This window comes from Algicella marina, assembly GCF_009931615.1.
GTDB lineage: Bacteria > Pseudomonadota > Alphaproteobacteria > Rhodobacterales > Rhodobacteraceae > Algicella > Algicella marina.
On sequence record NZ_CP046620.1, the window covers coordinates 3680036 to 3703962 of the forward strand.

At 64.3% G+C, this 23927-nt stretch carries 23 protein-coding genes; 9 read left to right on the plus strand and 14 right to left on the minus strand.

Translation table 11 applies throughout. The annotated features are described in order from the left end of the window. Nucleotides 1-205: 205 nt before the first annotated feature. From GO499_RS17975 to GO499_RS18000, 6 genes are all read right to left on the minus strand, one after another. Nucleotides 206-910, minus strand: a complete 705-nt coding sequence (locus tag GO499_RS17975; protein ID WP_161863479.1) for a hypothetical protein — start codon at nt 908-910, stop codon at nt 206-208. Next, nucleotides 907-1521, minus strand: a complete 615-nt coding sequence (locus tag GO499_RS17980; protein ID WP_161863480.1) for a cysteine hydrolase family protein — start codon at nt 1519-1521, stop codon at nt 907-909. Before GO499_RS17980 ends, GO499_RS17975 begins: the two co-directional genes overlap by 4 nt. Nucleotides 1522-1532: 11 nt before the next feature. Continuing rightward, complete coding sequence (locus GO499_RS17985; RefSeq protein ID WP_161863481.1) at nt 1533-2333, minus strand: ABC transporter permease; 801 nt, start codon at nt 2331-2333, stop codon at nt 1533-1535. After that, a complete protein-coding gene (locus tag GO499_RS17990; RefSeq protein ID WP_161863482.1) occupies nt 2330-3298 on the minus strand; it encodes an ABC transporter permease in 969 nt (322 codons plus the stop codon). Before GO499_RS17990 ends, GO499_RS17985 begins: the two co-directional genes overlap by 4 nt. Before the next feature lie 73 nt (nt 3299-3371). After that, nucleotides 3372-4433 carry an ABC transporter ATP-binding protein gene (locus tag GO499_RS17995; RefSeq protein WP_161863483.1) on the minus strand — a complete coding sequence of 354 codons (1062 nt, stop codon included), beginning with the start codon at nt 4431-4433 and terminating at the stop codon, nt 3372-3374. Between the two features lie 7 nt (nt 4434-4440). Continuing rightward, on the minus strand, nt 4441-5514 hold the full coding sequence (locus tag GO499_RS18000; RefSeq protein ID WP_161863484.1) for an ABC transporter substrate-binding protein: 1074 nt from the start codon (nt 5512-5514) through the stop codon (nt 4441-4443). A 244-nt stretch (nt 5515-5758) separates the two neighbouring features. Between GO499_RS18000 and GO499_RS18005 the strand changes: the two genes are divergently transcribed. Next, nucleotides 5759-6835 carry an isopenicillin N synthase family dioxygenase gene (locus tag GO499_RS18005; protein WP_161863485.1) on the plus strand — a complete coding sequence of 359 codons (1077 nt, stop codon included), beginning with the start codon at nt 5759-5761 and terminating at the stop codon, nt 6833-6835. Between the two features lie 4 nt (nt 6836-6839). Here the strand turns inward: GO499_RS18005 and GO499_RS18010 are convergent, their stop codons facing one another. The 3 genes from GO499_RS18010 to GO499_RS18020 all read right to left on the minus strand — a co-directional run bounded on the left by GO499_RS18010 (nt 6840) and on the right by GO499_RS18020 (nt 8554). Beyond that, on the minus strand, nt 6840-7334 hold the full coding sequence (locus GO499_RS18010; protein WP_161863486.1) for an SRPBCC family protein: 495 nt from the start codon (nt 7332-7334) through the stop codon (nt 6840-6842). A gap of 3 nt (nt 7335-7337) precedes the next feature. After that, on the minus strand, nt 7338-7688 hold the full coding sequence (locus GO499_RS18015; protein WP_161863487.1) for an ArsR/SmtB family transcription factor: 351 nt from the start codon (nt 7686-7688) through the stop codon (nt 7338-7340). Nucleotides 7689-7798: 110 nt separating this feature from the next. Next, on the minus strand, nt 7799-8554 hold the full coding sequence (locus tag GO499_RS18020) for a Crp/Fnr family transcriptional regulator (RefSeq protein WP_161863488.1): 756 nt from the start codon (nt 8552-8554) through the stop codon (nt 7799-7801). Nucleotides 8555-8706: 152 nt separating this feature from the next. Here GO499_RS18020 and GO499_RS18025 point away from each other — a divergent pair, with 152 nt between their 5' ends. The 6 genes from GO499_RS18025 to GO499_RS18050 all read left to right on the plus strand — a co-directional run bounded on the left by GO499_RS18025 (nt 8707) and on the right by GO499_RS18050 (nt 16291). Continuing rightward, nucleotides 8707-9804: a LacI family DNA-binding transcriptional regulator gene (locus GO499_RS18025; protein WP_161863489.1), complete on the plus strand. Its 1098-nt coding sequence runs from the start codon at nt 8707-8709 to the stop codon at nt 9802-9804. Nucleotides 9805-9840: 36 nt separating this feature from the next. Continuing rightward, complete coding sequence (locus tag GO499_RS18030; protein WP_161863490.1) at nt 9841-11196, plus strand: ABC transporter substrate-binding protein; 1356 nt, start codon at nt 9841-9843, stop codon at nt 11194-11196. 54 nt (nt 11197-11250) lie between these two features. Continuing rightward, entirely contained in the window at nt 11251-12492 is a 1242-nt protein-coding gene (locus GO499_RS18035) for a carbohydrate ABC transporter permease (RefSeq protein ID WP_161863491.1), read from the plus strand. 157 nt (nt 12493-12649) lie between these two features. Continuing rightward, on the plus strand, nt 12650-13879 hold the full coding sequence (locus tag GO499_RS18040; protein WP_161864055.1) for a carbohydrate ABC transporter permease: 1230 nt from the start codon (nt 12650-12652) through the stop codon (nt 13877-13879). Between the two features lie 136 nt (nt 13880-14015). Then, nucleotides 14016-15245, plus strand: coding sequence for an MGH1-like glycoside hydrolase domain-containing protein (locus tag GO499_RS18045; protein WP_161863492.1), 1230 nt, complete (start codon nt 14016-14018; stop codon nt 15243-15245). Then, complete coding sequence (locus tag GO499_RS18050) at nt 15245-16291, plus strand: ABC transporter ATP-binding protein (protein ID WP_161863493.1); 1047 nt, start codon at nt 15245-15247, stop codon at nt 16289-16291. Before GO499_RS18045 ends, GO499_RS18050 begins: the two co-directional genes overlap by 1 nt. A gap of 78 nt (nt 16292-16369) precedes the next feature. Here GO499_RS18050 and GO499_RS18055 read toward each other — a convergent pair whose 3' ends face one another. The 4 genes from GO499_RS18055 to GO499_RS18070 all read right to left on the minus strand — a co-directional run bounded on the left by GO499_RS18055 (nt 16370) and on the right by GO499_RS18070 (nt 19878). Next, complete coding sequence (locus tag GO499_RS18055; protein WP_161863494.1) at nt 16370-16738, minus strand: HIT domain-containing protein; 369 nt, start codon at nt 16736-16738, stop codon at nt 16370-16372. A gap of 27 nt (nt 16739-16765) precedes the next feature. Continuing rightward, a complete protein-coding gene (locus tag GO499_RS18060; protein ID WP_161863495.1) occupies nt 16766-17755 on the minus strand; it encodes an adenosine kinase in 990 nt (329 codons plus the stop codon). Beyond that, nucleotides 17752-18396, minus strand: a complete 645-nt coding sequence (gene nth, locus GO499_RS18065; RefSeq protein ID WP_161863496.1) for an endonuclease III — start codon at nt 18394-18396, stop codon at nt 17752-17754. The genes GO499_RS18060 and nth overlap by 4 nt, the downstream gene beginning before the upstream one ends. A 306-nt stretch (nt 18397-18702) precedes the next feature. Beyond that, on the minus strand, nt 18703-19878 hold the full coding sequence (locus GO499_RS18070; protein WP_161864056.1) for a type III PLP-dependent enzyme: 1176 nt from the start codon (nt 19876-19878) through the stop codon (nt 18703-18705). Between the two features lie 324 nt (nt 19879-20202). Between GO499_RS18070 and GO499_RS18075 the strand changes: the two genes are divergently transcribed. After that, entirely contained in the window at nt 20203-21039 is an 837-nt protein-coding gene (locus GO499_RS18075) for a methylated-DNA--[protein]-cysteine S-methyltransferase (RefSeq protein WP_161863497.1), read from the plus strand. Nucleotides 21040-21186: 147 nt separating this feature from the next. After that, a complete protein-coding gene (locus GO499_RS18080; protein WP_161863498.1) occupies nt 21187-21828 on the plus strand; it encodes a YiaD family glycine zipper/OmpA-like lipoprotein in 642 nt (213 codons plus the stop codon). 167 nt (nt 21829-21995) lie between these two features. Here the strand turns inward: GO499_RS18080 and dxs are convergent, their stop codons facing one another. Beyond that, a complete protein-coding gene (gene dxs, locus GO499_RS18085; protein WP_161863499.1) occupies nt 21996-23927 on the minus strand; it encodes a 1-deoxy-D-xylulose-5-phosphate synthase in 1932 nt (643 codons plus the stop codon).

Genomic DNA, 23927 nt, shown 5'->3' on the forward strand with positions numbered 1-23927 from the left:
GAGAGAATTTCATAAATAATTGAAAAAACAAGCTTCGCGATTGGGCAATCATGGTTGGCGCGGTTGTTCCGGCCGCTGCCAGCCTGACCTAAATTGTAGGCACGCAGGCCGCTGACTTGTCAGGTGGCCACAGTAATTTTCGGGGATGACTGGGACCTGCGCCTTTCGGCTGGAGCCGAAGCAGCCAGCCGGGCATCTGAGCAATTCAGCCCGTTTCCTCCAGAACGACGGACTGCAACGCACCGCCGAACCCCAGGGCGTTCCACGTCAGGCTGTCCTTGTTGCGGTGAAGGACCACCCGGCCCTCCTGAAATGGGTTGGTGCAGAGTTCGGCGACGCCGGAGCGGCCGAGCCAGTGGCCGTAGGCGTATTCGGACTGGAACGCCTCTTCAGGTTTGCGGATGCGGTTGGTGGCGGGCATGTCGGCGACCGGGGGACCGATCGCGAAGAGGAATGTGCGGTCCGACGAGACGAGGATCGCGGTGAGGCCGGGGCCGGTGTGGCGGGTGGCAGTGAAGCTCTCGACCGGTTCGCGGTGCCAGAGTTCGCGATACTCCCCCTTCAACCCATCCTCGATGAGGTTGCCGCTTTCATCGAACGTCATGTAGCCGGCGTCGATGCCGTCGGGGCGTCCGCGCCAGTTGATTTCCCGCGCCCATGTGCAGGTGCCGCCCTCGACCGTAATCGTGCCGGCAAAACCCTCGGCCTGCATTACGGTGTCGAGAGCCTCCGACCCCAGTTCGGCGGGGCAGGTGGCGCTGCCGACGGGAGGGCGCTGGCGGGGGATGCGGATGTCGGCGTAATGGGGACCCGCCTGCAACCAGTGAACGCGGGTATCATGATCTTCCTCCGCGCCTGCTTTTATCCAGGCGCGTTTCCAGTGCCCCTGCAGGGCGGCCGTGTCGATCACGCGGCGGCGGCGCGATGGGCGGAGATGGCGGTAACGATCTCCTCCGTTGTCTGGTTCGCGCCCTCCTGCAGGTATTCCATCGCGTTGAGCGAGGCTTCGTGCGTCTCCGGCGAGGTGCCACCGACGCTGTCGGACACGACGCGGCAATAGTAATCGTGCTGGTGGGCGTCGGCAAAAGTGTAGTGGACGCAGACATCCGTCATGCCCCCGACCATGACGAGGGTTTCGGCCTTCAGCCCCTTCAGCAGGATTTCCATCTCAGTGCCGAAGAAGGCGGAGTAGCGACGCTTCGGCAAGTAATAGTCCGTCGGGCGCATGCCCATTTCTTCCTTTGCCACGGGCGTTCCGGGCTCACCCTCCATGCAATGGATGCCCTCGGAGCCGTCGAGTTCGCGGCCATAATCCACCATGTCGCGGCGGTGGATTTCCTGAATGAAGATCACCGGAAGCCCGGCTGCATGGGCGGCATCCACCACCCTTCGGGCGCGGCGCATGTTGTCGGCGTAGCCCGGCATGACGGGGATGCCGGCCTTCACGTCCATGAAGGCTGATTTCTGGATGTCGATCACCAGAAGGACGGTGTTGCCGACAAGGGTGGGTTGACGTGGCATGGGCTTGCTCCTCAGCTTCTGGTCTCATCCGCACCCATAAGGCGGGGCAGGTCGCCCCAGCGGGCGACGGCGGAAAAGACGATGATGGATACGGCGATGAAGGTAATGGCGGCAACGGCCATCGTCGGCGTATAGCCGTTGCGCAGCGAGTTGAAGATTTGCAGCGTGACGGTGGAATAGGCGGAGGCCGACACGAAGAACATGACTATGAACTCGTTGAACGACAGCACCAGCGCGAAGAAGAAGCCGGAGGCGGTGTAGGGCAGTGTCTGCGGCAGGATGATGGTGCGGAAGGCCACGGCTTCGGTGGCGCCCATGGTAGCGGCGGCGTCGAGATGCGCGCGCTCGATGGATTGCAGGCCGATGGAGATGGTGACGAGCGGCAGCGCCATGAAGAGTGCGGCGTGGCTGACGATGGCAACCGGGAGCGCGCCGAGAACGCCCGCGAAGCTCCAGAAAAAGCCGAGACCGACGCCGAAGACGATTGGCGGCAGCGCGAAGGGCAGCGAGCCAAGGGCTGCGAGGGTTTTGGAGAGGCGCGAACCCTTTGCCCAGAGTAGGTAGGCGACGGGCCAGGCGATGAGAACGGCGAGGGCGGCGGAGCCGAAGGCGATGATGAGCGAATTCCACAGGGCCACGCGCCAGACCGGCTCGGTTATGAAGAACTCGGCAAAGCGGGCAAGTGTCGGATCCTGCGGAGGGAACAGCATCGTGCGGCCGCCGTTCAGTGCTGCGCCGGAGACGACGATGATGGGCAGGGCCAGCATGATGGCGGAGAGGGCCATGAAGGCGGGGGCGAGCGCGCGCTTCATGGCCTGCCCCGCAGCATCAGCAATTGCCCGAGGCCCAGGAAGGTCGCGGCGGTGACCAGCAGGATGACGGCCTGCGCGGCGCCGAACGGGGCGTTGAGGGTGGAGCCGCGGACGCTCTCGTAGACGGAGATCGCGGTGGTCTGTTTCGCGGGTTCGGCGAAGACGGTGACGGCGACATATGTGCCGAGCAGGAACACGAACAGCAGCAGCACCGCGCCGGTGAGCGGCAGGCGCACGGCGGGGAGGATGACGGTCGTGAGCACCTGGCGTGGGGTGGCGCCCATGGTTCGGGCGGCTTCGATCTGGCTCTGATCGAGCCGGGAGAGGGCGGGATAGAGCAGGATGACGGCGTATGGCCAGACGAGGTAGGCCATGCACATGACCGTGGCGAAGGCGGAGGTCTTGAACTTGACGTTGCGGGGCGAGGCGAGGCCCCATTCGCGGAGCAGGTCGAAAAGGCCGTTGGCTTTCAGCCAGTCCGTCAGGCCGGTTTCCCTGAAGACCATCGGCAGGCCGGAGCGGTTGGAAAAGAGCACATCCCAGCCCATGACGACGAAGACCTCCGACAGTGACAGGGAGGCGAGTATGAACACCAGCCAGCGGCTCTGCGCCCGTCGGGACAGGCGGGTGAGGCAGAGTGTGAAGGGAAAGGCGGTGAGCACCGCCAGCAACGAGGCGATGACGGCGTAGTAGAGCGAGTACCAAAGGCGCTGGAGGTAGAGGTAGGTGACATCCTCGGGCCAGCCGGCGCCGACGAAGAAACGCTGGAAGTTGGCGAAGGTGAACGCCCATTCCCAGCCGGCGCCCTCGATCTTCTGACCGAAGGCGATGGCGATGACCAGCAGGAACGGGGTGACGCAGAGCAGGAGAATCAGGGCTGTCAGCAGCGCCGGCAGCAACCGCGCCGGGTTGAAAGCGGGGCTTGGCGGTGCCGCCGGCAGGGTAAGGGATTCGCTATGGCTCATCTGGGGTGGTCACGGCGCGTGTGTCGGGTTGCGCGGGGCAGGCGGCGGGCGTTGCCCACGGGCAGACGCGCGATCATGCTGCTGCCTCCTCGGGGAAGACCTGCAAGGCTTCGGGCGGCAGGATGAGGTCGATGCTGTCGCCGACGGCGAAGGGGCGGGCCGATTCCCCGATGGCGTATTCGACGATGATCGGACCGATATCGGTTTCGAGGTGGATATCGCGCACCGGGCCCAGATCCCGCACGAAGGTGATGCGTGCGGGCAGGCGGTTGGTGGCGCTGTCGCTTTCATCGAGGCAGGCCTTTTCCGGGCGGCAGGCGACGCGAACGGCGGCGCCGTCGATAAAGCTGGCGGCGGGGCTGACTGAGAGGTTGCGGGGGCCGATGCGCACCGTGCCGTTCTCCACCACGCCGTCGAAAAAATTGGCGCGGCCGATGAAATCCGCGACGAATGCATTGGCGGGCCGGTGATAGATTGTTTGCGGCGGGCCGACCTGTTCCACGCTGCCGCGGGACATGACGACGATGGTGTCGGCCATTGTCATCGCCTCGCGCTGATCATGGGTTACGACGATGGTGGTGATGCCCAGACGCTGCTGGAGAAGGCGCAGTTCTACCTGCATTTCCTCTCGCAACTTGGCATCAAGAGCGGACATCGGCTCGTCCAGGAGGAAGATATCCGGTTCCTGCGCGAGGGCGCGGGCAATGGCGACGCGTTGGCGCTGGCCGCCGGACAACTCACCGATGCGCCGGCTGGCGAAAGGCTGGAGCTGGACGAGATCGAGGAGGCGATGGGCGCGTTCCGCTGCCTCGGCCTTGGCAACTCCAGCGATGGTGAGGGCGTAAGCGACATTTTCTGAGACGTCGAGATGCGGAAAGAGCGCGAAATTCTGGAAGACCATGCCGAACTTGCGCTTGTGCGCGGGCAGGTTGGTGATGTTGCGACCCCCGAGGGTGATCATGCCGCGGGAAGGTTCCTCCAGCCCGGCGATCATGCGCAGGAGTGTGGTCTTGCCGCAGCCGGAAGGGCCGAGAAGGGCGGCAAGCTCGCCCTCCCGGAAGGTGAGGTTGGCGGAACCGACAGCGCGGGCGCTGCCATAATCCTTGCCGATGTTCTGAAGAACGAGGTCCGCCATTTTCGGATCACGCCCCGGCGAGCATCTTGTCCCACGCCTCTTTCATGAAGGTTTCCTTGTCGAGATAGGCCTCGTAGGCGGGTTTGATGGAAGGCGTGCCGGAGACGAAGGCAAACTCCTCGTCTGTCAGGTCCGTCTTCGACTGCTCCAGCAGCGGAGCTGTGCCGATCTTGCGCGACATCAGCGCCTGTATGGCGGGATCGGAGGAGAAGTTGATGAATTCGGCGGCTTCCGCGCCCTTGTCCGACAGGGCTGACAGGCACCAGGAGCCGTAATCCTGCGGGTTCCCTTCTTTCGGGAAGACGGCCTGGATCGGGAAGCCGTCGGCGGCCATGAGGTTGGAGACGTCGAGATAATAGAGGCCGCCGATGACGTCGGCGTTCTTCATCGACTGTTCCATCTGGCTTTCCGCCGACCACCAGAGCGCGACGTTGGGCTTCAGTTCGGCGGCCTTCTCGATCAGGGCAATGATGCCCTCGTCGGTGGCGAAGGTGGCTTCGCCTTCGAAGAACGTGGCGGCGACGATGTCGAGGAAGTGGGAGTTGTAAAGCTTGGAAATGCCGAGCGAGGCTTCGTATTTTTCCGAATCCCAGAATTCGGCCCATGAGGCGGGAGGCCCCACCTCGTCGGGGTTGATGACCATGGCGGTGAACCATGACATAGCGCCGACGCCGATAGGACCTGTGCCGTCCTCGAAGACGAAGTAGCTGTCCAGACCCTCGGCGGCGGGAATGGCGGACATGTCGAGTTTTGCGAGCATGCCGCCGAGACGGCTGGCCTTGATCATCGTGTCGCGGGCATAGAGCGACAGGTCGGCGGGTACGGAGCCGGCGGCGGTGGCCTGCTGCATGGTTACCAGCCAGTCGGAGGAGTTGGGCTGTGTGACGCTTTCGACAGCGATGCCGGTGGCTTCGGTGAAGGCGGGATAGACATGTTCCTTGAAGCTGTTTTCGAAATAGCCGCCATAGGAACCGATTTTCAGCGTGCGGTCCTGCGCGATGAGTGGCGTGCCAATGACGGCGGAGGCTGCGGCAAGGCCGGCCGTGTTCTTCAGGAGGGTTCTTCTGCTGAGGTTGGACACGAGTGTTCCCCTTTGGACATGGTGGTTACAGCCGCGCTCCCGGTGCGCGGAACGGTTTCATTGGGGCGGGGATACGGCGGTGCGGTCAACGGGTCTTGGATGAAAATGGTGCAGTTGCGAAATGGAATGCAAAATATTTGGACATAAATTTAGATGAAGGCTGAAAAGTAATCAAAAAAGGATGCGCTGCTGTTTAGGGGCGGGCAGGCTTCAGCGGTAATCGGGCAAACAGGGGAGACGAGCCATGACCGAGACCGCCGCAGACCAGAAAGCGTTGACGGTAGAGGATGCTACGCTGCCGGTGATCGACCTGTCGGGCCTGTTCGGCGGCGGGGCGGACGACAGGGCGGCGGTGGCCGCGGCACTGGGCGAGGCGGCGCGGACTTCCGGCTTCTTCTACATCACCGGACACGGTATCCCGCAGGCGCAGATCGACGCGCTGCTGGCGGCGTCGCGGCAATTTCACGAAATGCCGCGCCGCTTCAAGATGAAATACTGGTCGGGGTTCACCACCCATCACCGGGGTTATGTGCCGTTCGAGGAGAACGGCGGGGATTTTCCAAAGTCGATCAACTTCAACGAGGCGTGGGACATGTCGTTCGAGGCACCGGCGGACCACCCGGACTACCTGGCCGGCTGGCGGATGACGGGGCCAAACATCTGGCCCGACATTCCCGGCTGGAAGGAGACGGTTAGCGGTTATTACGACGCGGTGTTCGGGCTGGGGATGAAGATGCTGGAGGCGCTGGCGCTGGAGCTTGACGTTGATCCGGAGGAACTGACGCGCCAGATCAGTGCCCCGACTTCGCAATTGCGGCTGCTGCGCTATGTCGAGAACGACATGCCGGCAACCAAGGACGTGGTGGGCATCGGCGCGCATTCGGATTTCGAGTGCTTCACCATTCTGCTGCAGGGCGGGCCGGGGTTGCAGGTGCTGAGCACGGAGGATGTGTGGATCGAGGCGCCGCCGCTGCTGGGATGCTTCATCGTCAATATCGGGGACATCTTCGAGACGTGGTCGGGCGGGCAGTTCAAGTCCACCCAGCATCGGGTGGCGAATATCGGGCGGGAGCGGTATTCCGTGCCGCTTTTCTTCGGGCTGGACTACCATGCGGTGGTCGAGCCGCTGGCGAAGTTCCGCACGCCGGAGGTGGTGGCGAAATACCCGCCCATGAAGGCGGGTGAGCACCTGATGCGGATGTCGATTTCCGCGTTCCGCTACATGGCCGACGCGAAGGCGAAGGGCGAACTGGTGCCCGACTACGAAGTGCCCGAGGAGAACCCGTTCAAGCGCGAGGCGAAGCAGACGGCGGCGGAGTGACGGTTCAGGCCGGTGGCTCGGCGAGGATGGTGTCGATCTCGGCAAATCCCGAGCCCCAGCCGTTCTGCATGTTGCCCATCGCCTGCGCGAAGCACTGGAGTTCCGCTTCGGTGGCGTCCTGCGGTGTCATCGTCAGCGTGACTTCGGTTTCCGCGCCCGCCTCCGCGAGTGTGATGGCGATGTAGAATACACGCGGCCAGTCGGGCATCATCGGGTTGGCGGCGGGTTGCCAATCTGCGTCGGTGGACATCTGCTGCCAGCTGAGACGAGCCGGCGGTTCTACCTCCGCGAAGGTCATCTGGCTGTAGTCGGACATCGAGCGCATCTTCATCTCGTTGCGCCAGTGGCCGCCGGGGCGAAGATCAAAGCCGTGGATCACCGTTTCGACGCCGGGGCCGTACCACCGGGAAAGGAGGGCCGGATCGGTGAAGCAGGTCCAGACGCGTTGGCGGCTGGCGCTGAAGCGGCGGGTCATCGTGAAGGTGGGCGCGTCGGTCATTGGTCAGTCCTTCGTCAGGGAAGCAAGAAGATCGTCGAGCTGGTCGAAGCTGCCGTGCCAGAAGGCGCGAAACTCGACGAGCCAGGCGGTGGCCTCGCGCAGGTTTTTGGCGTTCAGGCGGGCGGGGCGGCGCTGCTCGTCGATGCCGCGCTCTACCAGTCCGGCGCGTTCCAGAACCTTGAGGTGACGCGAGATCGCGGGCTGGCTTATGGGAAAGGGGGCGGCGATTTCCTGTACTGAGGCCTCACCTCCGGCGAGCCGCATGAGGATGGCCCGGCGTGTCGGATCGGCGAGCGCGGCAAAGACCGCGTCGAGGTTGGTTGGGACGGAGGATGCATAACCAGGTGATTCCATAACTATATGGTTATATAAAATCGACGGGCGGTCAAGTTGCCGGTTGCGGTAACGGTATCGATGACTTGAGGATGGTCCCTGGATGCACGCAGGCTCGGGCGGCGCGGGCTTCAGCCGTCCGAGGAGGTGGCGTCGCGCAGGGCGTCAATATCGGGAATGCGGATGTAGCGGTTCTGGGTGACCTCGACGAGGCCTTCCTTGCGCATCTCCGTCAGGCGGCGGCTGACGGTTTCGGGGGTGAGGCCAAGAAAATCGGCGATATCGGTGCGCTTGAGCGGCAGTTCGAATTGGGCGCTGTGGATGCCGTTGGTGTCTTCGCTGCCCTCGGGATCGATGTGGTCGGCGATGAGGCAGAGGAAGCTGGCCAGTTTTTCCCGCGCGGAGCGGCGTCCCAGCGACAGCAGCCAGTCGCGGGCTTCGTCCAGTTCGCGCAGTGCCTGATTGTGGAGGCGGTGTTCGAGGTCCGGGGCTTCCTCGATCATCTTTTCCAGCGCCGATTTGGGGAAGGAGCAGATGCGGAGGGTGGTGGCGGCCTCGGTTGTGAGATCGCTCTGTTCGGAGAACGGGCGGCCGATGAAATCGGGTGCGAACTGAAGGCCGACGATCTGCTGGCGACCGTCGGGGAGCAGCTTGGAGAGTTTCACGACGCCGCCGAGGATGTTGGAGAACTGGGTCACATCTTCACCGGCGCTGGTGAGGGGTGTTTCCTTGGAGACGGCCTTGCGTGTGGTAGACCTGCTGAGGCGGACAAGCTGGTCTTCCGTAAGCGCGCCGCAGACGCCCTTGTGACGGGCTTCGCAGGCACGGCAGAGCACGGGGATGCCCGCGCTGTGGATGTCCTTCCGCTTGTCGTCGCCGCCTGCCATCGCCCGCCATCGCTGCGTGTTGCCCCTTGAAACTAGGGATGAGCGCCCGTTTGCGCCAGAGAAAACCGGCGTGCGAGCGGCAGATGATGCAAAGAAAGATATTGACGAAACCGGTTTCGGAAGGCACGGTTTGATGCAAGGGGAGGAAATACTTGGACGAAACTCTGGCAAAACAGGGATCCAAGGTTGGTTCGAACAAGCTGAAGATCGGGGATCTTGCCCGGCATCTCGGCCTGTCGAAGGGCACGGTTTCGCGTGCGCTGAGCGGCTATCCCGACATTTCCGAAAAGACCAAGGAACGCGTGATCCGGGCGGCGAACGAGCTTGGCTACAAGCCGAGTTCGTATGCGCGGGCGCTGTCGACTGGCCTGGCGCGATCCGCCGCGCTGGTGCTGTCCGTTTCCGGCGACAGCGTACAGAAAGCCTATCTGCCGGATATTCTCGACGGGCTGTCAACGCGACTGGGCGCGGATGGCTGGACGCTGACGGTGGCTACGGCCTCGCCCGAAGAGGATGACCTTGCCGTTCAGGAACGGTTGATCGCGGAGCGGAAGGTGGACGGGTTCATCATCACCCGCACCCGTCGCCACGACCCCCGGATCACGGCGCTGCTGGAGGCGGAGGTGCCGTTCGTGATGTACGGGCGGCAGGAAGACATGAGCGGCAAACCCTCGTTCGATTATCTAGGCGAGACGGCGATGGAGCAGGCGGTGATACGGCTGGCCAGGCTTGGGCACCGCCGGATCGGCTATATCGGTGCGCGCGACGGGTTCTACATGCAGGAGCGCCGGACAGAAGGTTACGTGGCGGGGCTGGCCGATGCCGGCTTGCCGCTGGACATGGACATGGTGCGTGCCGGCGGGATGACGGAGGCCGAGGGCGCGGCGCTGGCGGCCGACCTGCTGGCGCAGACGGAGCCGCCGACCGCGATTGTCTGTGCGATGGATGTGGCGGCGCTGGGCGCCTATCGCGCGGTCGAAGCGCTGGGCCTGCGGGTGGGGCACGAAGTTTCGCTGATGGCCTATGACGGCATCGCCGAGGGTGCCTATGCGCGGCCGGGGCTGACGACATATGCCGTGGACGGGCGTGCCGCGGGGCAGGCACTGGCGGACCTGCTGTTGCGGCGGATCGCGGGTGAGGCGCCGGACAGGTTGCAGGAGACTGGCGAGGCACGGCTGATCGCGCGGGGTTCCGACAGGGCACCGGCGCTGACCTCTGCCGAACTGGCGGTGCGGATCGCCGGGCGCTGACATGACATTCAAGAAGAGTTCAACAGGGAGAAGACCATGAAACTCAGTAAATCGTTCGGGCCGCTTGCTTTGGCCACTGTTCTCGGCCTCGGCGTTTCCGCCGTGGCGGTACAGGCGCAGAGCATCCGGTTCTGGACCACGGAGGAGCAGCCGGAGCGGCTGGCCAAGCAGCAGGAGATGGCGGATGCCTTCCGCGAGGAGACCGGCATTGCCGTGGAGGTGATCCCGGTGACGGAAACCGACCTCGGGACCCGCGCCACGGCGGCGTTTGCTGCCGGTGACCTGCCGGACGTGATCTATCACACGTTGCAGTATGCACTGCCCTGGGCGGAGGCCGGTATCCTGGATACCGACGCGGCGACGGAAGCAATCGAAGACCTTGGCGAGGACACTTTCGCTTCCGGAGCGCTGGGCATGGCGGCGACGGACGGCGGCTATGCCTCTGTCCCGGTCGATGGCTGGACGCAGATGATCATCTACCGCAAGGACCTTTTCGACGAGGCCGGGCTGGAAGCACCGGACAGCTATGCCGACGTGCTGGCGGCCATCGAGGCATTGCACAACCCGCCGGAGATGTTCGGCTTCGTGTCGGCCACCAAGGTGGACGAGAACTTCATGAGCCAGGTTCTGGAACACGTGTTCCTCGCCAACGGTGTCTCGCCGGTCGGACCGGATGGTTTCTCGCCGCTGGATGAAGCCGCGACGACCGAGGTGCTGGAGTTCTACAAGGCGATCACCGAAGCCTCGCCGCCGGGTGAGCTGTTCTGGCAGCAGAGCCGGGAGCTGTATTTCGCGGGCAAGGCCGCGATGATCATCTGGTCGCCGTTCATCCTCGATGAGTTGGCTGGTCTGCGCGACAGCGCGCCGCCGACGATCAACGATGACCCGACTTCCGCCGAATTGGCATCCATGACCGGAGTAGTGACGAAGTTCTCCGGCCCCTCCAACCCCGATGGCGCCGCCTGGGGGGACCTGCGCTATTTCGGGATTACCTCGGACGCCGATATCGACAGTGCGCTGGACTTCGTGAAGTACTCGATGGACGAGGGTTACATGCAGACGCTCTCCATTGCGCCGGAGGGCAAGTTCCCGGTGCGGCGCGGAACGGCGGATGCGCCGGGCAAGTTCTCCGAGGAATGGGCGAAACTGCCGGTGGGCGTCGACCGCAAGGCGCCGCTGTCCGATCTCTATGATCCGGCGATGATCGACGAGATCGTGGCCGGTCTGGACACCGCCCAGCGTTGGGGCGTCACCGATGGGCAACTGGCGCTGGCCTCGAAGATGATCAACTCGCAGGTCATCAACCGTCTGGTGCGCGAGTATATGGATGGTGAACGCGACGCGGCCGCGACCGTGGCGGCGATGAACGACGAACTGTCGAAAATCGAGTGAGCGAACGGCGGGGCCGGCGATGGTGCCGGCCCCGCGACCATGACGGACGGACACATGACGGATATTGCACCAACAGGCCGGGGAGCACTGGAGAAACGCGAGGCGCGGCTGGCCTGGGGCCTGCTGGCGCCGACGCTGATATCGGTGGCGCTGGTGGTGCTGCTGCCGTTGGCGGCAATCTTCTGGATCAGTTTCAAGCCGGTGGAACTGGCAGATTTGCGGGTGCCGGAAGCGGAGGCCTATGAACGGCTGCGCGGCGATATCGAAGCGCCGGGTGACAGTGCCGAGATCTCCTACCGGCTGAGCAACTCCTCGCGCGAGGTGGCGGTGACCGGGGTGACGCTGCGCGACACCCTGCCCGTCGGGCTGGAGGTGCAGAACATCGACCCGCGGTGCACGCTGGAGGGTCGGGAACTGTTCTGCGACCTCGGCGATTTCGAGCCGGGTCATCGCGAGCAGATGCGGATGGACGTCGTTGCCGCCGAGGATTTCACCGGGCCGCTGCCGAGCCTGCGCGACACTCCGGCGGAGATGGTGGGCAGCGCCTCCTCCGACCTGTGGAACGCCACGTTCACGCTCGAGAACTTCCGCACCCTTTTTGATGGCGGCCAGTTCTGGAATGTTCTGGGGGTGACGCTGTTCTACACGGTGTTCGGCACCATCGGGGCACTGGTCGTAGGCCTGTTCGCGGCGCTGCTGCTGAACAAGAGTTTTCGCGGGCAGGGGCTGTTGCGGGGGTTGTACCTGTTTCCCTATGTTGCCCCGGTGATCGCCGTGGCCTTCACCTGGGTGATCCTGCTCGACCCGTTCTCCGGCTCCATCAACGCGCTGCTGGTGCAGATGGGGGTGGTGAACAGCCCGATCAACTTCTTCGGCGAGCGGCCGCTGGCACTGATCATGGTGACGGTGTTCGAGATCTGGCGGTATTTTCCGCTGTCGTTCCTGTTCATCCTGGCGCGGATGCAGAGCATCGACACGGATATGTACGAGGCCGCCGATATGGACGGGGCATCACCGTTTCAGCAGTTCTGGTATCTGAGCATGCCGCAGTTGCTGGGTATCCTGAGCGTGCTGTTCCTGCTGCGCTTCATCTGGACGTTCAACAAGTTTGACGACATCTTCCTGCTGACGGGCGGCAATGCGGGCACGCGGACGCTGACGGTGAATGTCTACGAACAGGCGTTCGCGGTTTCCAACATCGGTGCGGGGGCCGCGGTGGCGGTGGTGATCTTCGGCTGCCTGATCCTGTTCGCGCTGTTCTTCTTCCGCTTCGTCAGTCGGGAGGAGGGGCTATGAGAAGAGTGCCTCCGGCGGGGATATTTTCGGGAAAAATGAGGGGGCGTGCCTTCGTGCCCGACAGTGGGCCGCGGGGCGCGGCAGGGATGGTTATTTGTGGAATGATGAAGGGTGCGGCGCGGTGGCAGCGGACCCTTCGGGCCGGGAGGGGCGCGTGATGCGGGCGGTGCGTTACGGCTATGTGACCGGGCCGCTGATCGGCGGGTTGTGGGGCGTGGTGATGGCGGTGGTGATCGCCGTCGTCGTGAGTTTCGCGACCGGGGCCGGGCTGCGACCGGTGCTGCTGCCCGCTTTCGCGTTCGGGGCCTGGCTGGGGCTGGTGTGGTTGCCCGATGGCGGACGCGGGATGCGGGCCCGGCTGGCGCTGGGCGGCGCGCTGGCGGTGGTGGTGCTGGCCGTGTTCTGGCTGTTCGGCCTGCCGCTGGCGGGTGCGGCGGAGACCGGACTGGGCGTGATGCTGGTGGCGTGGCTGTTGTGCGCCGCCGCGGTGTTGTGGCCGCTTTTGTCGATGCTGCGGCCGTTGCCGTTCGGGGTGGCGACGCGGCACGAATTCGAGGACGCGGTGATCCGGTTTCTGACCGGTTTCGGCTACATCTTCTTTACGGCGCTGGTAGCCATTCCCTTCTACGTGATGGTGATGACGAGCCTGAAATCGCAGCAGGCGCTGTTGCTGAACCCACTGGACTTCAGCCTCGATCTCGAACGGGGCTGGGGGCTGTTCCGTTCCTATTTCGAGTTGTTCGGGCAGTTCAACTTCGGCGACTATCTGCTGACCTCGTTCTTCGTGTCGGTGATGACGGTGTTCATCACGCTGCTGTTCAGCGTGCCGGGAGCCTATGCGGTGGCGCGACTGCGGTTTCGCGGGCGGGCGGCCATGGGGCGTTCGATCCTGCTGATCTACATGGTGCCGATGATCGTGCTGGCGCTGCCGATCTACATCGCCTTCTCGATGCTGGAGTTGCGCAATTCGCTGGTGGGTATCCTGATGATCTATCCCGTCACCACGATCCCCGTGGCACTGTATATGCTGCAGGGGTATTTCCGCGGGCTGCCGGCGGAGGTGGAGGAAGCGGGGCTGATGGACGGGCTTTCGCGCCTCGCCGTGATCTGGAAGATCACGCTGCCGCTGAGCCTGCCGGCGCTGGCGAGTGTTTCGCTCTATGTGTTCATGATCGCGTGGAACGAGTTTCTGCTGGCGTTCATGCTGCTCGACGATCCATCCAAGTTCACGCTGACGCGGGGGGTGGCGATGCTCAATTCTTCCGAGATACCGCGCCAGCACCTGATGGCCGGTTCGGTGATCGCCACCGTGCCGATCATGGTGATCTTCCTCGGGCTGGAGAAATTCATGACCAAAGGCCTGACAGCCGGATCGGTGAAGGGATGAGCACCGGTTTCGAGAAACGAGGCGAAAGGCGTCGGTGGCGTGTTTCGAAAGACGAATGCGGCGTCGTCCTGCCCGGGGCCGGTTTCGTCGTGGACTTTGACAACACGGGCCGCATGGCCCTCTGGAGACTGCAAGCGTGAGAGAACTTGACGACCGGGCGAGAGCCATTCTGACGGGCAACGACCGGGGCGGGTACACCGTGCCGACGCGGGGGCTGTACCCGTATCAGTGGAACTGGGACAGCGCCTTCGCCGCGATGGGTTTCTCCGCCTTTGATCCCGACCGGGCGTGGCGGGAACTGGAGACGCTGTTCGCTGCGCAATGGGAAACGGGAATGGTGCCGCATATCATCTTCCACGAGGTCGATCCCGGGTATTTTCCGGGGCCGGACGTGTGGCAGACGCACCGGCAACCGCCGACCACCGGCATTACCCAGCCGCCGGTGGCGGCGACAGCGGCGCGCCGGATCTACGAGCGTGACCATGACCGGGCGCGGCTGGCGGCCCTCTATCCGAAGATGCTGGCGTGGCACCGCTGGTTCGCGGCCCACCGGCTGGACCGGGGTGCGGTGTGTATTGCCCATCCATGGGAGGCCGGGCGGGACAACGCGCCGGACTGGGACGGGGCCATGGCGGGCGTCGACAGTTCCGGTGTCGGCGAATACACGCGCCGCGATACTGCCCATGTGGACGCGGCAATGCGGCCGCAGAAGATCGACTACGACCGTTACCTCTCGATCCTCTATTTCGGGCGCGACACCGGCTGGGACGCTGCCGAGATTGCCGCGAACGGGCCGTTTTTCGTTGCCGATCCCAGCATGACCTTCATCCTGCTGCGGGCCAACCGCGACCTGGCGGTGCTGGCCGGGGTGCTGGGGGAGGATAGCGGCGAAATCGAGGGCTGGATCGCGGAGCTGGAAGCCGGGGCTGAGACATTGTGGAACGCGGACGGCGAATACTACGACAGCCGCGATGTGCGCACCGGAACCTTCGCCAACTCGCTGTCCTGTGCCTCGTACCTGTGCTGGTATGCCGGCATCGACAACCGGCGGATGCTGGAGCACCTGCGTTCCGTGCTTGGCCGGGTGCGCTATGGCGTGCCGAGTTATGACCCGGAGGGGCCGGAGTTCAATGCCCTGCGCTACTGGCGCGGGCCGGTGTGGGGGGTTGTCAATTTCCTGATCGCGGACGGGCTGGCGGCGGCGGGCCACGAGGTACAGGCGGATCGGATAAGGGCCGATACGCGGGCGCTGATCGAGCGGAACGGATTCTTCGAATATTTCGACCCGCTCGAGGGACGACCTGCGGGCGGCGATAATTTCACCTGGACGGCCGCCATATGGCTGATCTGGGCGGGGAGGGACTGATGGGAAGCATCGCACTGAGGAGTGTCGAAAAATGGTTCGGACAGACGCAGGTGATCAAGGGTATCGACCTTGATATCGGCGACGGCGAGTTCGTGATCTTCGTCGGGCCTTCGGGCTGCGGCAAGTCCACCCTGTTGCGGATGATCGCCGGGCTGGAGGACATCAGCCGGGGAACGCTGACATTGGACGGCCGCGACGTGACTGCCGAGCCGCCCTCGAAGCGGGGGCTGGCGATGGTGTTCCAGTCCTACGCCCTGTACCCGCACATGGACGTGCGTGCCAACATGGGTTTCAGCCTGAAAACGGCGGGCCGGAGCAAGGCGGAGGTCGCGGCCAAGGTGGATGCCGCCGCCAAGGCGTTGCGGCTGCAGCCGTTTCTGGACCGGCGGCCGAAGGAGCTTTCCGGTGGGCAGCGGCAGCGGGTGGCGATCGGGCGCTCGATTGTCCGTGACCCGGTGGCGTTTTTGTTCGACGAGCCGTTGTCCAACCTCGATGCCGCCCTGCGGGTGGAAATGCGCTACGAGATCGCCAAGCTGCACCAGACTCTGAAATCGACGATGATCTATGTGACCCATGATCAGGTGGAGGCGATGACGCTGGCGGACCGGATCGTCGTGCTGCAGGGCGGGGTGATCGAGCAGGTGGGCTCGCCCAAGGAGCTATACGAGCGACCCGGCAACCTGTTCGTCGCCCAGTTCATCGGCAGCCCGAAGATGAACGTTCTGCCAGGCACCTGCGCCGGGGGGCAATTCGACATCGCGCTGGGAACATCCGTGCCCGGACCGGAGGGCGCGGCCTATCTCGGGATCCGTCCGGAGGACATCGAGATCACCGCACCGGGCGGCGGCCAGATGGACGGAATCGTCGACGTGACGGAGTATCTCGGCGCCGACACCTACCTGATCGTGGAGACCGGCGCGGCGGAGAAGATCACCGTGCGGGCGCCCGGTGGCATCGATATCCGGGCCGGGGCCGAGGTCGGGCTGGGCTTTCCAGAGGCGCGGCGGCATTTCTTCGACGCCGACGGACGGGCGTTGCGCGGCTGAGAGCGGCAAGCTGCGCCGCCCCGGATAGTGTGTGCGAATAAGAAGGCGCAGCGCTGTGGATGTCGGCGCCGACCCGGATCAGGCTTTGCCGAGGATGCGCCCGAGCGGCCGGCCGCCGACAATATGGACGTGGAAATGCGGGACTTCCTGCACCGCGTCTTCGCCCGCATTCGATATAAGCCGGTAGCCGTTGCCGGCGGCGAGGCCGGCCTCGTTGCAGATCCGGCCGACGGTGCGGGTGAAGTCAGCAATTTCGGCATCGCTGGCTTCGGCGGCGAAGTGATCGTAGGTGACGTAGGCACCCTTGGGGATGACCAGCACGTGGGTCGGCGCCTGGGGGGCGATATCCTCGAAAGCGAGGGTGTGCTCGGTTTCCGTCACTGTCTTGTTCGGGATCTCGCCGCGCAGGATCTTGGCGAAGATATTCTGGTCGTCGTAGCTGTGCATCTGGGGTCTCCCGGATCGTATTGCGGTTCAGATCAGGCCAGCCTGCCGGAACAGGTGCTGGACATTTGCTTCGGGGCGGGGGCCGATGTGGCCGATGACCTCGGCGGCGGCGACGCAGCCCATTTTTCCAGCCACGGCCAAAGGCTGGCCGGTGGCGTAGCCGTAGAGGAAGCCCGCAGCGAACTGGTCTCCCGCACCGGTGGCATCTACGGGCGTGGCGGGAGTGACCGGAACTTCGACACGGGTCTCGTCTTCGATCAGGATCACCGGTTCGCCGGAATGGGTGCAGACAACGAGGCGGCAATCGCGCGCGGCCGCGGCCAGCGCTTCATCCAGGTCGTCGCACTGGTAGAGCGATTTCCATTCGGCGGCGTTGCCGATGACATAGTCGAGGGTGGTGACGAGACGGCGGAAATCCCGGCGGTGCCTGTCGACGCAGAACGGGTCGGACAGGGCGATGCCCGCCTTGCCGCCACCTTCGTGACAGGCGGAGGCCGCACGCTCGAACGCTTCCTTGCCCTTGTCCTTGTCGTAGAGGTAGCCCTCCAGGAACAGGATGCGGGAACGGCTGACGGCGGTGTCGTCGACGTCGCCGCCGCCGACTTCGGAGGAAATGCCGAGATAGGTGTTCATCGAGCGTTCGCCATCCGGCGTAATGAAGATCATAGAGCGCGAGGTCGGCAATTCGCCCTGCGGTACCGGCGGGTTGAGAAAACTGGTGCCCTCTTTCTCCATCTCGGCTGCATAGAAGCGCCCCAAGGCATCGTCGCGGACGCGGCCGATAAAGCCGGTGCGCAGGCCAAGCATGCCGAGGCCCGCCAGCGTGTTGGCGACCGAGCCGCCCGCGGCTTGCCGCCGCGCATCCATCGCAGCGTAGAGCGTTTCGGCCCGCGTCTGCTCTACCAGCTGCATGATGCCTTTCTCGATGCCCATGATGTCGAGGAAATTGTCATCGGCGGCGGACAGAACGTCCACCACCGCGTTGCCGATGCCGATCACATCATAGGTTTCGCTCATATGGTTTTCTCCTCAAAGGCGCAAAGATCGCTGATGAGGCAATCGACGCAGCGGGGTTTGCGGGCGAGGCATATGTAACGCCCGTGCAATATCATCCAGTGGTGCGCGTGGCGCTGGAACTCGGCGGGGATGTGATCCTCTATCGCGCGTTCCACCGCAATGACATCCTTGCCGGGGGCCACCCCCGAGCGGTTGCCGAAGCGGAAGATGTGGGTATCGACGGCCTGTGTGGGCTGGTGGAACCACATGTTCAGCACCACATTGGCGGTCTTGCGGCCGACGCCCGGCAGGGATTCCAGTGCCGCGCGGGAGGAGGGCACCTCGCCACCGAACTCGTCCATGATCCTTTGGCTGAGCGCGATGACGTTCTTGGCCTTGTTGCGGTAAAGCCCGATGGTCTTGATGTGCTCGGTCACGCCCTCGAGGCCGAGCGCCAGCATCTTCTGCGGCGTATCCGCTACCGCGAAGAGCCCGCGCGTGGCCTTGTTCACGCCCTTGTCGGTGGCTTGTGCGGACAGCGCCACGGCAACGACCAGCGTGAAGGCGTTCACGTGCTCAAGCTCACCCTTCGGCTCCGGCTCTGCGGCCTGGAACCGGGTAAAGATTTCCTTGATCGTGGCATAGGGAAGCTGCTTGGCCATGCGGGTTCTTGGCATGGGTTCGGAAGCGCATCAAGAGCGCGGATGACGCGGTTAAGGAGAGAAGCGCTACAGGGCGTCAGTTTGCACCTGGCTGCCGGTGCGAATACCGGGAACGTCGAGAGATTTGGCGGGTATAAGCGCGGTTTATTTATGCAGCGCACGGCGTCGCGCGGGCAGACGCTCGCCCGGCCCGCATTGTAAGACTTGACTGGTGGATTGGCCGAAAGAAGAGCGGCCTCGGCTGGGGAGTCGAGGCGGGGCGGGCGGCACGGCGGTAATCTCGCCTGCCGCGCCGCCCGGAAGCCATCAGATGCAGATCACATCCAGCGGCGGGAAGCCGTTGAAGCCGATCGAGGCATAGGTTGTGGTATAGGCGCCGGTGGCGAGAATGCGCACCTGATCGCCTGCCTTCAACGCCACGGGAAGCTGCATCGGGCGCTTCTCGTAGAGCACGTCGGCGCTGTCGCAGCTCGGGCCCGCGAGGATGCAGGGGCCCATTTCGCCGCCGTCTGCCGTCGTCTCGATCTGGTAGCGGATGGCTTCGTCCATCGTCTCGGCGAGACCGGAGAATTTGCCGATGTCCAGCGTCACCCAGCGGGCGATGTCGCTGGGCCGTTTGCGGGCGACCAGCAGGACTTCGGCAGCGATCACGCCGGTATTGCCGACGAGGCCGCGACCCGGCTCCGCCATCACGTAATCGACATGGCCAAACAGTTCTCCGACCATGCCGCGCACGGAGCGGCCGTAGTTTTCCGGGTCTTCGACCGGATCGCCATAGTAGGTCGGGAAACCTCCGCCGATATTCAGCAGGCTGAGGTCGTGGCCCTTGCGCACGGCTGCGTGCCAGATTTTTGCCACGTCTTCCAGCACGCGGCGCCACATCGCTGCACGGCGCGTCTGGGAACCGACGTGGAAGGAGATGCCAACGGGGCGCAATCCCAGTACCACGGCTACATCCATCAATTCCAGCACGCCCTCGGCGGGGACGCCGAATTTGCGTGAGAGCGGCCAGTCGGCTTCGGAGTTCTCGACGAGGAAGCGGATGTAGACGCGGGTGCCCGGGGCATGGGCCGCGATCTTCTCCAGCTCTTCGGCGCTGTCCGCGGCGAACAGGTCGATGCCTTCGGCGAAGGCCCAGGCGATATCGAGCGGCTTCTTGACGGTGTTGCCGAAGGAAATGTCCTGCGGCTGCGCACCGGCGGCGCGGCAGAGCGCGATTTCCTGACGCGAGGCGGCATCGAAGCGCGAGCCTTCGGCGACCAGCGCCTCCAGAACCGCGCGTTCCGGATTCGCTTTCACCGCGTAGTGGATGTGGGTCTTTCCGAGGCCGGCTTTCAGGGCACGGTAGTTTTCGGCCACTTTCTCGATATCGAGAACAAGCGTCGGCCGTGCGAACGTGGCGCTGTCGAGGAACGCCCGCAGGCGCTCCGGCGCGGCGGAGTTGGTGAAGGGACGGCGGGCAGCAGCAATCGCCGCCGGCATAAGGGCAGTTTCAGCAAACATTATGAGTATCCTCGGTGCGTGAACGCAATTGGGCCGGAATGTTCCGGGGTAGACGAAACGAGGACGCTTTTCGTCGCTACATAAACACGGTGCTGTTAACACGTATTCGGCCAGAGGCGCGTGCTAGGGCGTCAATCGCGCATATGGGGCAAGTGGGTGAATCGTGCAAATGTTTTTTGCACTGACGGCACAGTTTTTTTCGTACCGTTTCCCGCTGGAGGCACAGGGGGCGATTTGCGCAGGAAACGGGTGGTGCGCAGGCGGTGGCTGCGGGATGATGTTCGGGCTTTCGGAGGAGTGAAGATGTCGGAGACACCAAGCTATCATTACGGCGTCATGGCCCGGGCGATCGACTATATCGGCGCGGAGCGCAATGCGCAGCCGACGCTGGAGGATGTGGCGGCGGCGACTGGGCTGTCTCCGGCGCATTTCCAGCGCATCTTCAGCCAGTGGGTGGGCGTCAGCCCGAAACGCTACCAGCAGTACCTGACGCTCGATCATGCCAAGACACTGCTGGCGGAGCGGTTTACCCTGCTCGACACGGCGGCGGAAACGGGGCTTTCGGGCACAGGCCGGTTGCATGACCTGTTTCTGCGCTGGGAAGCGATGACGCCGGGCGAATACGCGCAGGGCGGTGCAGGGCTGACGCTGCGATGGGACTGGGTGGAGACGCCTTTCGGCGAGGCGCTGCTGATGGTGACCGACCGGGGAATCGCCGGGCTGGGGTTCTCCTCGGAGACGGGACGGGTGGCGACACTGGCAGATATGACCGCACGCTGGCCGAAGGCGGAGTTCGTGCAGGACGGCGCTGCGGTGGCGCCGCAGGCGGCGGCGCTGTTTCGTGCCGAAGGCGCGGCGTCGCTCCACCTGATCGGCGCGCCGTTCCAGATCAAGGTTTGGGAGGCGCTCTTGCTGATCCCCACCGGCCACGTGACGACCTACTCGGAAATTGCCGGTGCGATCGGTCATCCGAAGGCGGTGCGGGCCGTCGGCACGGCGGTGGGCCGCAACCCCGTGAGCTGGCTGATCCCCTGCCACCGCGCGTTACGCAAATCCGGAGGGCTGGGTGGCTATCACTGGGGGCTGCCGGTGAAGCGGGCGATGCTGGCGTGGGAAGCGGCGCGGCTGGAAGCGGGGTAAAGCCGCCGGCGCGCATCTGAAATCATCGGTAAGAAACCGCCTATAGGCGCACCAGTGCGTGATGATGCAACCTTTTCCATTGGTTCCGCGTTCCGGTACGGTTAAGCAAACGCAAACCATATGACCAAAACCAACAAGGGTACAAAAATGGCTAGCTTTACGCGCCCAATCATTCTGATCGCCGCAACCGGCTTCGGCCTCGCGGCCTGTACGAACCCAGACGGCTCCCAGAACCGGACCGGGACAGGCGCTGCCATCGGCGGCCTGCTCGGCGCAGCAACGGGTGCAATCGTTTCCGGCGACGACAAGAAGGGTGCCGTCATCGGCGGTATCGCCGGTGCAGCGGTCGGTGCCGGCATCGGCAACGTTCTTGACCGCCAGGCCCGCGATCTGGAGCGTGATATCGGCGGTTCCGGCGCGCGCATCATCAACACCGGCGATCAGCTGATCGTCCGTATGCCGGAGGCCATCACCTTCGCGACGGAGAGCGCCAACGTACGTCCGTCCATTCAGGATGACATCCTCGCCATCGCTCGCAACCTTCAGCAGTATCCGAACAACACGGTTCAGGTTATCGGCCATACCGACAACACCGGCACGGCCAGCTTCAACCAGGGCTTGTCGGAGCGTCGTGCAAGCGCCGTTGCCTCGCTGCTGCGTCAGGGTGGCGTACCGGGTGGCCGTATCGTGGCCTTCGGCCGTGGCGAGACTCAGCCGCTGGCGTCCAACGGCAACGCCGAGGGCCGCGCCCAGAACCGCCGCGTAGAAATCATCATCACGCCGCGCTGATCCGGCCTGCAGGCACAATGAAGGGCGTCCCGGTTTCGGGGCGCCTTTTTTATTTGGAGGGTAGCTCGGGTTAAATTGTCTAGGAACCGGGCCGCGCTGCGACCATCCGCTCTCCCATCGCCGGGTCGAAGCCGAAACAGCGCGTCAGCGGCGGGACGGAGGCGGCATCAGGCCCGTCGTTCGGCCGCGAGGCTGGCGATGTCCAGTACCTTCAGCACCTTTGCCTCGATGTCGGGTGCGTTCATGGCGGCGGCCGCATACATCGACGCCGGGCTGTCGTGATCAATGAACGTGTCGGGGAAGACCATCGAGCGGAATTTCAGGCCAGTGTCGAGAAGGCCTTCGTCAGAGAGGAACTGGGCGACGTGGGAGCCGAAGCCGCCAACGGCACCTTCCTCGATGGTGATGAGCGCCTCGTGGTTGGTCGCCAGATCGCGGATCAGGTTCTGGTCCAACGGTTTGGCGAAGCGGGCGTCGGCGATTGTCGGGGTGATGCCGCGCGCCGCCAGATTCTCGGCGGCCCTGAGGCATTCCGACAACCGGGCACCGAAAGACAGGATGGCAACGCGGCTGCCCTCGCGCACGATACGCCCTTTGCCAATTTCCAGCGGTGTGCCGCGTTCGGGCATCTCGACGCCGACACCCTCGCCGCGCGGAAAGCGGAAGGCTGACGGGCGGTCGTCGATACTGGCGGCGGTGGCGACCATATGCGCCAGTTCCGCCTCGTCCGCCGCGGCCATGACTACGAAGTCCGGCAGGTTGGCGAGAAAGGCGATGTCGAAGCTGCCTGCGTGGGTGGGACCGTCGGCACCGACCAGTCCGGCACGATCGATGGCGAAGCGCACCGGCAGGCGCTGGATCGCGACGTCGTGGACAACCTGGTCGTAGCCACGTTGCAGAAACGTGGAATAGAGTGCGCAGAACGGTTTCAGCCCGCCGGCAGCCATTCCGGCGCAGAAAGTGACGCCATGTTGTTCGGCGATGCCGACATCGAATGTGCGATCAGGGAACCGTTCCGCGAACAGGTTGAGGCCGGTGCCGGAAGGCATCGCGGCGGTGACGGCGGTGATCAGCGGATCGGCCTCGGCCTCACGTATCAGGTAGTCGGCGAAGACGCGGGTATAGGACGGCGCGTTGGAGGGGGCCTTTTTCTGTTCACCTGTCGCGGGGTCGAATTTCGCGGTGGCGTGGCCCTTGTCCTTCGCCTGTTCCGCCGGGGCATAGCCCTTGCCCTTGCGGGTGATTGCGTGGATCAGCACCGGGCCGTCAGCGCGGGCCTTGACGGTGCGGAGTACGTTCAGCAACTGCTCCATATCATGGCCGTCGATCGGGCCGATGTAGGAAAAGCCCAGTTCCTCGAACAAGGTGCCGCCAACGGTGACTGACTTGACCAGCTCCTTGGCCCGGCGGGCCCCTTCCTGGAAGGGTTCGGGCAACAGCGACACCGCGCCCTTGGCGGCGGCCTTGAACTCCTGAAACGGCGCGCCGGCGTAGAGGCGCGAGAGGTAGGAAGACATCGCACCGGTCGGTGGCGCAATGGACATCTCGTTGTCGTTGAGGATGACGATCATCCGCTTTTTCAGGTGGCCCGCGTTGTTCAGACCCTCGTAGGCCATTCCGGCCGAGATCGCGCCATCGCCGATAACGGCGATGACGTCGCCAAGGCCGTGCTCGGGACTGGCACCGAGGTCGCGCGCGACGGCAAAGCCGAGCGCGGCGGAAATGGACGTTGAGGAATGGGCCGCGCCGAACGGATCGTAGGGACTTTCACTGCGCTTGGTGAAGCCGGACAGGCCGCCGCCCTTGCGCAGGGTTTTTGCCCGCGGGCGCCGTCCGGTGAGTATCTTGTGGGGATAGCACTGGTGGCTGACATCCCAGATCAACCTGTCGCGTGGGGTGTTGAACACGGCATGAAGTGCGACTGTCAGTTCGACGACGCCAAGGCCGGCGCCGAGATGACCGCCGGTTTCCGCCACCGTAGAAATGGTCTCATGCCGCAGCTCATCCGCGATCTGACGCAATTCCGTATCCGAGAACCCCTTCAGGTCCGAGGGCAGGTTCACCCGGTCGAGCAGCGGTGTGGCTTGGTCTGGCGTCAT

Bases quoted from the DNA above. Each gene is read 5' to 3' on its own strand.
- GO499_RS17980 (WP_161863480.1), bottom strand. From the start codon at position 1,521: ATGCCACGTCAACCCACCCTTGTCGGCAACACCGTCCTTCTGGTGATC.
- GO499_RS17985 (WP_161863481.1), bottom strand. From the start codon at position 2,333: ATGAAGCGCGCGCTCGCCCCCGCCTTCATGGCCCTCTCCGCCATCATG.
- GO499_RS17990 (WP_161863482.1), bottom strand. From the start codon at position 3,298: ATGAGCCATAGCGAATCCCTTACCCTGCCGGCGGCACCGCCAAGCCCC.
- GO499_RS17995 (WP_161863483.1), bottom strand. From the start codon at position 4,433: ATGGCGGACCTCGTTCTTCAGAACATCGGCAAGGATTATGGCAGCGCC.
- GO499_RS18005 (WP_161863485.1), top strand. From the start codon at position 5,759: ATGACCGAGACCGCCGCAGACCAGAAAGCGTTGACGGTAGAGGATGCT.
- GO499_RS18010 (WP_161863486.1), bottom strand. From the start codon at position 7,334: ATGACCGACGCGCCCACCTTCACGATGACCCGCCGCTTCAGCGCCAGC.
- GO499_RS18015 (WP_161863487.1), bottom strand. From the start codon at position 7,688: ATGGAATCACCTGGTTATGCATCCTCCGTCCCAACCAACCTCGACGCG.
- GO499_RS18020 (WP_161863488.1), bottom strand. From the start codon at position 8,554: ATGGCAGGCGGCGACGACAAGCGGAAGGACATCCACAGCGCGGGCATC.
- GO499_RS18030 (WP_161863490.1), top strand. From the start codon at position 9,841: ATGAAACTCAGTAAATCGTTCGGGCCGCTTGCTTTGGCCACTGTTCTC.
- GO499_RS18035 (WP_161863491.1), top strand. From the start codon at position 11,251: ATGACGGATATTGCACCAACAGGCCGGGGAGCACTGGAGAAACGCGAG.
- GO499_RS18040 (WP_161864055.1), top strand. From the start codon at position 12,650: ATGCGGGCGGTGCGTTACGGCTATGTGACCGGGCCGCTGATCGGCGGG.
- GO499_RS18050 (WP_161863493.1), top strand. From the start codon at position 15,245: ATGGGAAGCATCGCACTGAGGAGTGTCGAAAAATGGTTCGGACAGACG.
- GO499_RS18055 (WP_161863494.1), bottom strand. From the start codon at position 16,738: ATGCACAGCTACGACGACCAGAATATCTTCGCCAAGATCCTGCGCGGC.
- GO499_RS18060 (WP_161863495.1), bottom strand. From the start codon at position 17,755: ATGAGCGAAACCTATGATGTGATCGGCATCGGCAACGCGGTGGTGGAC.
- nth (WP_161863496.1), bottom strand. From the start codon at position 18,396: ATGGCCAAGCAGCTTCCCTATGCCACGATCAAGGAAATCTTTACCCGG.
- GO499_RS18070 (WP_161864056.1), bottom strand. From the start codon at position 19,878: ATGCCGGCGGCGATTGCTGCTGCCCGCCGTCCCTTCACCAACTCCGCC.
- GO499_RS18075 (WP_161863497.1), top strand. From the start codon at position 20,203: ATGTCGGAGACACCAAGCTATCATTACGGCGTCATGGCCCGGGCGATC.
- GO499_RS18080 (WP_161863498.1), top strand. From the start codon at position 21,187: ATGGCTAGCTTTACGCGCCCAATCATTCTGATCGCCGCAACCGGCTTC.
- dxs (WP_161863499.1), bottom strand. From the start codon at position 23,927: ATGACGCCAGACCAAGCCACACCGCTGCTCGACCGGGTGAACCTGCCC.